Annotated in this window: 6 protein-coding genes; 1 reads left to right on the plus strand and 5 read right to left on the minus strand. The window is 56.0% G+C overall.

Annotated elements, in window-relative coordinates; all coding sequences use genetic code 11:
- The 3 genes from B3187_RS15385 to B3187_RS15395 form a co-directional block, all read right to left on the minus strand.
- Positions 1–612 (minus strand): L-lactate dehydrogenase (locus B3187_RS15385; RefSeq protein ID WP_286807347.1); only part of this gene is annotated, 612 nt, incomplete at its 3' end.
- A gap of 65 nt (positions 613–677) precedes the next feature.
- Positions 678–908 carry a helix-turn-helix domain-containing protein gene (locus B3187_RS15390; protein WP_142948513.1) on the minus strand — a complete coding sequence of 77 codons (231 nt, stop codon included), beginning with the start codon at positions 906–908 and terminating at the stop codon, positions 678–680.
- Between the two features lie 150 nt (positions 909–1058).
- On the minus strand, positions 1059–2414 hold the full coding sequence (locus B3187_RS15395; RefSeq protein ID WP_161383273.1) for an IS5 family transposase: 1356 nt from the start codon (positions 2412–2414) through the stop codon (positions 1059–1061).
- 154 nt (positions 2415–2568) lie between these two features.
- On the opposite strand from B3187_RS15395, the gene B3187_RS15400 reads away from it, so the two are divergent.
- The gene (locus tag B3187_RS15400) at positions 2569–2712 is read left to right on the plus strand and encodes a hypothetical protein (protein WP_185956896.1); all 144 of its coding nucleotides are present in this window, start codon (positions 2569–2571) and stop codon (positions 2710–2712) included.
- 696 nt (positions 2713–3408) lie between these two features.
- Here B3187_RS15400 and B3187_RS15405 read toward each other — a convergent pair.
- Both B3187_RS15405 and B3187_RS15410 read right to left on the minus strand, forming a co-directional pair.
- Positions 3409–3825 (minus strand): hypothetical protein, encoded by a 417-nt coding sequence (locus B3187_RS15405; RefSeq protein ID WP_286807348.1) that lies wholly within the window; start codon positions 3823–3825, stop codon positions 3409–3411.
- A gap of 104 nt (positions 3826–3929) precedes the next feature.
- Positions 3930–6286, minus strand: a 2357-nt coding sequence (locus B3187_RS15410) for a type I restriction endonuclease subunit R (RefSeq protein ID WP_286807349.1), incomplete at its 5' end; no start/stop codon positions are given.

Here is a 6286-nt window from a genome sequence, read left to right on the forward strand (position 1 = left end):
CAGATCGTGCGGCCGCCCGCGCAGGCCCACGTCCCACGCCCAGCGCGGGTGCGTCACCGCCTGCAGCATCCGCCGCCAGGCCGCGAACGGCCCGGACATCCCCGAATGCCGATCGCGATAGCGCGCCCCCGGCACCGGCATATCCACCGTGAACACCAGGGTCCGCACCCCCGCCGCCCAGGCCCGCTCCAGCGCGTTCTTCATGAAACCGCGGTCGCGCAGCACATACAGCTGAAACCACATCGGCCGCGTCATCGCAGGCTGCACCTCCTCGATGGGACACACCGACACCGACGACAACGTAAACGGCACGCCCCGCGACGCCGCCGCCCGCGCCGCCTGCACCTCACCCCGCCGCGCGTACATCCCGGTGAGCCCCACCGGCGCCAACGCCACCGGCAGGCTCACATCCTCACCAAACAGCCGCGCCGACAGATCCACCTCCCCTGCCTCCTTCAACACCCGCTGCCGCAACGCCAGATCGCGCAGATCCGCCACATTGCGCGCCAGGGTGTGCTCGTCGTACGCGCCCCCGTCGATGTAATGGAACAGGAACGGCGGCAGGCGGCGTTTGGCGGCGAGGCGGTAATCGTGGGTGGAGGAGATGATCATGGTTGTCTCCTGGTGGGGTGGCGAACCGGGGAGCCTGGAGAGGAAGTATTCAAATGGTGTGCGAACTAAAGGTCGGCCTCTTTGAACAACTGCGCGGCAGAGACGTTCAACGCCCTGGCTATACGCAGAATGTTCGCCAGGGAGACATTTCGTTCGCCCCGCTCCACCGCGCCAATGTAGGTTCGATGAATCCCGACCTCGGTGGCGAAAGCCTCTTGGGAAATACCGGAGGCCCGTCTTCGCTCCCGAATCACGGAACCCAACTTTTTCTGTGCGTCATTAATGTGAGTAGTCATATTTCAAATTGTTCTTATAGATGACTATAAATCTACATACTATAAGTAGCATATCTGACCGCCAGCTTCTATGATGACTTTACGTAGTCGCCCCTGAACAAAGCGGCTCCGCCATTCGTTTCGTCGATGCGAGGCGACGGCGGAGCCGGTTTAGGCTGGCAGTAGCGGGGTTTCGCCGTCCTGCCCATCGCTCCAGCTCATGACAGACGCCAGTATCCAGGCGTAAAAAAGCATCAACCACCGCATCAGCCAACGCAGGTTGTAGCCGGCAGCCGCGAGCACCGCGTTCAACGCGTCTCCGAGCTGGCCTTTCAGGTGGCAACGCCGCATCCGGTGTTCCGCTTTCAGATGGCCGATGGTCGGTTCCACCGCCTGTCGTCGTTTCAGCCAGCGCCAGTCGCTCGGCGTCAGTGTTTTTCGTTTGCCCTTGTGCAGCACACGGGCACCGTCCAGTTCCCGGCCCCGGTAACCCAGGTCCACGATCAGCGTCTCCGCTTCCACGCCGGTGAGAATGCCGGTTTGTTCCCGGTGTTCCGCCAGGGTATCGCCATCGTACGGATTCCCCGGGAAGCTGCGTGCGCCCACAATCAGCCCACTCTTCGCGGTGATCGCGATGCCCACCTTGACGCCGAACTCGTAGGGCTGCCGGGCTTTGCCTTTGCCGATGCACTCCACTTCCGGGGCGTGCCAGGCGTAGAGCTTGTTCTTGTCTTTCGGCGTCTGACGGTGCAGGCGCTCGGCTTTCTCCAGGGGCGGGGCCAGCCGTTCCAAGGCTTCCGGACTCGCTTTGCGGCCGATGTCACGCCGCAACCGGCCCAGGATTGTGCGTTGCTTGCGCAGCACCCGCCGCAGCCGTTTGAACTGCTTCGCGTGCGCGTAACGCCCGGCCTGGATCGCCAGTTTCGGGCCCACCCGGGCGTAGCTTTGCCGCAGAGGAATGGCTTCGTGCTTCGCCGCTTCCACCACCTTCTGGCGAGCCACTTCCAACAGCCGACTGTCGGTGGGATACGCCACGTCCTTTTCTTGAACGGTGCTGTCCACCACCACTCGTTTTAAATCGGAACGGCGTACCGCCTTGAGCCGCTTCGCCGCTTCAATGGTCTGCGCCAGCAGCTCTTCCACACCGGCCTCGCCCAACCGCTTGCGATACCGCGTCAGCGACGATGGGTCGCACGGCAACCGAGTCTGGAAGAACACCTCCCCGCAGAAGTACTGGTAATAGGGGTTCTCCAGCCAGCGGGCGCACACCGCCTCGTCGGACAGATCGTAGGCATGCTTCAAATACAGCAGCCCCAGCACCAACCGCGCGGGGAGCGGACGACGACCCGGGCCCGCCGGCACCAACGGCAACGACTCGCCCACCGAGTCAATCAACGTCTCCCAGGGCATCGCCTGACTGACGCGTACCAGCGGGTGGCTCATATCGATCATTTCATCCAGGCGGGCACGGAACAGATCTCGCTCCTGATTCTCGGCGCCCTCGGCGGGCGAGCGTCGATGTGCCATCGAAAACCCTCTTCGGTATTGCAAGAAAACGAACCGTTAAAATACGGTTTCTGGCGATTCCGGATAGCCTATCAGGGCCGATTCGCCAATGAAATCAAAGGCTTGGGAATTGTTCAGGGGCGACTACGTATCATCGAAACTCATGGAGGGAATCATGAAGAAGCGCAAACCGAACATTGAGATCGGGCACTATCGTGGCGGCCGCTACTGGGGCGTTTGGGTTGATTCAGAGCTGCTTGCGGTGGTGTGTTATCGGAAGGGAGCGGAGGCAATCAAATCGGCTTTGCTGAATGGTTAAAGCTTCAAATGGTAAGCTAACTAAGGAATATGATCAGCTTTGCGCACTTTTGTAGCGTCTGACCTAAGCGGCGCGGCTTTAGCCGCGTCCGGTGGAGGCTCGAAGGGCCGGAACGCACTTGAGCGACTTGTTAGCTTTCATCCAGCGCCTCAAGGAGACCCCGAAATGCGCGTACGGCTCTATTGTGATTAGCTATGGTGTACTGGTTTGCCAGCCATTCGATTTCGTCCAGTTGAAAAAGATGCATCCTATTCCGGATTTGCCAAAGCCAGATAATGTCATCCCGTAGCTCCTCGCTTATTAATTCGTGCTCGTGGAGGTACTCTGCTCTGCTGTTAAAGTTCCGACCACACCTTCCTCGCAGATATACCTTCGTAACACTCTCCACAATTGTGCCTAGTAGGAATATCTGAAGCTTTATGACCATTTCCTTGGCCATGCCGCCAAGATCCGTTCGCATCATGAGCCAATGCTGTACGTCCGCGAGCTGCATGGTATAAGCAATGTTGCTTTTGAGGCTACGGTCGTTTAAACAGGAGAGACGGCCTCTAGCTTCCTGAGCCGTGCGAATATACCCACGCGGGAATCGAACTTTGGCGCTCCGGGAGAAGTCTCGTTGCACATAGTCTTGGATAGACTGTAAAGTGGCTCCAGCCTCTTCGACAGCTTCATATAATTGCTCGTCGTTTTCGATTGTCATTTCTGAAAGCCAACCCCGCATTTTTCAGCTTGTGATGCTCCCCCGATAAAATGGACACGCTTCGTTCCACGCCACCATCCTCTCGTATTCTGCCGGGGCCACTCGCCCTCTTTCTTCTCTAACCCATGAAGCCTAACGAGTACATCTGTGAAGCGCCCATAGTACTCTGGGTCGAAATAGTATTTAGAAGCCAAAATTCTGGCCTGCTCATCAGAATACTCAGAGATCTTGAAATCGCCAAATTTAGACTCAAACCCACTGGCAATGCTATTAACAGATAATACGACTCGATTCTTGTCAAAAAGAAAAACATTTTTCCTATTCTCAACTATCGCTCGACAGGAGAAATATGCAGCAAATGCGGCAATGATTGAGGACAAGAATTTAGTAATTTCCTTAACCCACTCACTCACAAGGCACTCCCCTTTTTTTATTTAACGTCTTGCTCACCAGCAAATTACGAGCAAAGCGAGTAATGCACCCGCGTGCAGCAACTTTTTAGGCAATCAAACTCCCGCTAAGCGGCCCAGCGCTGATGATTGATGGCCAGATCCAGCGTCAATTCAAAAACCCGGTCACGCTTCTGTATAAAAAGGTCCTTGTCGTAGCCTTCTTCGGGAAGGTGCTCATCCAGCACCGCACCTACTTCATCACGCACGGCAAGCCTCGTCTGCATATCCTTGTACCAGCCCTGCACCAGCACTTTTGGCTTTTCCTCGGTAAGGCGCTTAAGCAAAGCTTTGGCCGCGAGGCGCACCTTCTTTTCCTCGGCCTGGGTCATATTGTCTTTACAGAGCAAGTCGTATATTTCCAGCTCATCTTCGGTTAGCCCTTTACGGATATGTCGATCTTCCTCTTCCTTCAGGGCCGCCATCTCTTCCAGAAGCTGGGCGTAGGACTCATCCGCCGAGCTACTGCCCGCGTTGTAGTTATCGATAATCTCTTGTAGGCGCTCGGCAAAATCGCGGCGAGTGCGGTTTTGATTGAGCATATCCTGTAGTTTCTTCTCCAGAAACACGCGCAGATCGGCAATTTCTATGTTTTTGTACTTGGTCTTATCAAAATCCTCTTTGAGTTTGTCGAAGTCGACTTTGCTCAAATCCCAGGTCTTGCCTTTTTGTGTAATTTGCCAATCGGCTGGATCCTCTTTGACCTCGCCGAACTTCTTATCATCGACAATCAGGCTTTCATCAAGCAATTCGTTGATTTTCCGGGTGGCGGAATCAATATCCTGCTGTTCGATAATGCTATCCAGAACACCACGCAGGTACTGAAACAGGGCCACTTTGCGAACAACAGGGTCACCCAGAATCTCTGGCTTGCAGGCTTCATAGAGCGCCGTAATGGTGTTCTCGAATACGTTAAAGGATTTTCGCCATTCATCTTTAGCAAGCAGAGTGTCTGCCCACGCTTCAAACAGGCCCACCTTCTTGAATACATCGTCGGAAGCCAAGGCCTCGTCGATAACAATATCGCGCTCTACACAAAAGAAGCGTGCCTGCTCAATGGCATCTACCAACAAAGTAAATAGCTCATCCTTATCCTTGACCGGCGGTTCATCCCCTCCGTCGTCACCCTGCCCATAGTCCTTGATGGCCTTCCTCAAGCGACCGATCACGCCGTAATAGTCGACAATTTCGCCGTTCGTTTTTTCCACGCCATTGATGCGGTGCGAGCTCACGCGGTTGGCGCGGGCGATGGTCTGCATCAGGGTGTGGTCTTTCTGGGGCTTGTCGAGGTAAAGCGTGGATACGGTGGGCGCATCAAAGCCGGTCAGCCACATGGCACAGACGAACACCAGTTGCAGGGGATGTTCCGGGTCCTTGTAGTTGTATTCCAGGTCGTGGCCATGGGCATCCAGTTGATCCATGCGTTTGCGGTGCGGGCGAATGTCGAGATTGTGGGCGTCGAATTTTTCTTCCTCGCCGTTTTCGGCGCTGACGACCACCGCCATCTCCACCTTGCGCATCCATTCCAACTGCTTTTGCAAACGCGCTTTGTGCAGTTCATCACTAGTCTTTTTGATCTCGCCGCGCAACGCTTTGATCTCGGCTTTCCACAGGCGCTGCACTTTGTCATACATTTTCACCGCAGTGAACTTGTCCACCGCAATCACCATGCCTTTACCCAGATAGCCCCGGCGTGGAAAGTGGTAAACCAGATCTCGGGCAATGGTCTCCAGCCGATCGTCGCGTTTGATGACTTGCAGTTCCGTGGCGAAGCGACGCTCCAGCTTTTCCTGCTGTGCCTCGTCGAGGTTTTCATCTTCCAGAATCGCGTAGAACTCGTCGCTCAGGTCCTCGTTCTGGTTCAGCACCTCCGGTACGCGCTTTTTGTAGAACAGCGGCACTGTGGCGCCATCGTCCATGGATTGGCTGAAGTTGTACTCCGAGACATAATCACCAAACCAGTCGTTGGTCTTGCGCTCGCGCCCCAGCAGTGGTGTGCCGGTGAAGGCCAGGTACTGGGCGTTGGGCAGGCCGGCACGCATGTTCTCCGCCAGCGTTTTGTACTGGGTTCGGTGGGCCTCATCGACAATCACGATGATGTCGTCGCGATCCGACAACAGCGGGTAGCGCTTGCCTTTGGGCCAGCGGAATTTCTGGATCAGGGTAAACACCAGTTTCTTGTTCTGGCCCAGAAAAGCGCGCAGCTGTTCGCTGTCTTTCGGCTGGGCGGCATCGGCCTTCTTGACGGTTTCGGTGTTGAGGAAGTTGCGGTAAATCTGCCGGTCCAGGTCGTCCCGATCGGTGACCACCACAAAACTGTAATTGCCCGGCACCTTGCGGATGATTTTGCGGGCATAGAAAATCATGGAAAAACTCTTGCCCGAGCCTTGGGTGTGCCAGAAAACCCCGAGCTTGCCACCGAACT

Source organism: Marinimicrobium sp. UBA4209 (assembly GCF_002381585.1).
GTDB lineage: Bacteria > Pseudomonadota > Gammaproteobacteria > Pseudomonadales > Cellvibrionaceae > Marinimicrobium > Marinimicrobium koreense.